This window comes from Mesorhizobium sp. M7A.F.Ca.ET.027.02.1.1, from assembly GCF_004022985.1.
Taxonomy (GTDB): domain Bacteria; phylum Pseudomonadota; class Alphaproteobacteria; order Rhizobiales; family Rhizobiaceae; genus Mesorhizobium.
The window spans coordinates 1-1,394 of the sequence record NZ_RZOL01000740.1; the positions used below are offsets into that span (position 1 = coordinate 1).

Here is a 1,394-nt window from a genome sequence, read left to right on the forward strand (position 1 = left end):
GCGTCACATAGTGCGAATTGGCGTAGATCTTGACGCTTTTCAGCTCGCCGGTCTTCTGGCCGGTGAGCGGGTCGAACTCGGTGATCTGCTCGATCTCGTCGCCGAACATCGAGATGCGCCAGGCGCGGTCTTCCAGGTGGGCCGGGAAGATCTCGATCGTGTCGCCGCGCACGCGGAACGAGCCGCGAACGAAATTGATGTCCTGGCGCTTGTACTGCTGGGCGACGAGATCGGCGAGCAGCGCACGCTGGTCGAGCCGGTCGCCGATCTGCATCTGGAAGGTCATCGCCGTATAGGTTTCGACCGAGCCGATACCGTAGATGCAGGACACCGAGGCGACGATGATGACGTCGTCGCGCTCGAGCAGCGAACGCGTCGCCGAATGTCGCATGCGGTCGATCTGCTCGTTGATCGAGGATTCCTTCTCGATGAAGGTGTCGGTGCGCGGGACGTAGGCTTCCGGCTGGTAATAGTCGTAGTAGGAGACGAAATACTCGACGGCGTTTTCCGGGAAGAATTTCTTGAACTCGGAATAGAGCTGCGCCGCCAGCGTCTTGTTCGGCGCCAGGATCAAGGCAGGGCGCTGCGTCTCCTCGATCACCTTGGCCATGGTGAAGGTTTTTCCGGAGCCGGTGACGCCGAGCAGCACCTGGGTGCGGTCGTTGTTGTCGACGCCTTCGACCAGATCCTTGATGGCGGTCGGCTGGTCGCCGGCCGGCTCGAAATCCGACACCATCTTGATGGCGATGCCGCCTTCGGACTTTTCCGGGCGGGCAGGGCGGTGCGGCATCCACAGCACGCCGTCCTTGTGCAGCGGATTGCCGGATTCGATCAGCGCCGACAGTGCGGCGACGGTCGCAGTGACGCTTCCCGAAGCCATCGTCTCGGCGTCTTCCAGCGAAATGTCGAGGCCGGCGACCGGATTGAGGCCGGCTGCCGTGCGCTCCCTGGCTGACGCCGCGCCACCCATCGAGGTGCCGCGCGAACTGCGTCCGGGCGAGCTTGAGCGCTCGGGTATCTTCTTCGACGGCTTCGGCGATTTGCCGCCGTCGCCCTTGCCGGCAAGACGTCCTTCCTTTTCGGCTTCCTCCTCGATCTGCTCGGCCCAGTCCGCGATCGAACCGGTCAGCGGCGTGCCAGAGAGCTCCGGCTGCGGCATCTCGGCAAAGCCGCCTCTGTGCAGCGGTTCCGAAGCGTCCAGGAAATCGGTCAGCGGGCTGCGCCGCTTCGGCGCGGCGCGGTCGTCATTCGCCGTCGGCGGCGTTTTCTGATCGGGAGATTTGGCCATGTCCCGAATATGGGATTTCCTGGCCAAAATGGAAAGGGCGCGGTGGGGAGAGGCGTGCCGGACAGCGCTGCTCCTGACAGCCTGCTGTCAGGAGCAGGCGGGAAGG

1 protein-coding gene is annotated in these 1,394 nt (G+C 64.0%); it reads right to left on the bottom strand.

Annotated features, from left to right (window positions below):
- A partial coding sequence (locus tag EN749_RS35740; RefSeq protein ID WP_128364926.1) for a DEAD/DEAH box helicase family protein occupies window positions 1-1,288 on the bottom strand: 1,288 nt, incomplete at its 3' end.
- Window positions 1,289-1,394: the final 106 nt, after the last annotated feature.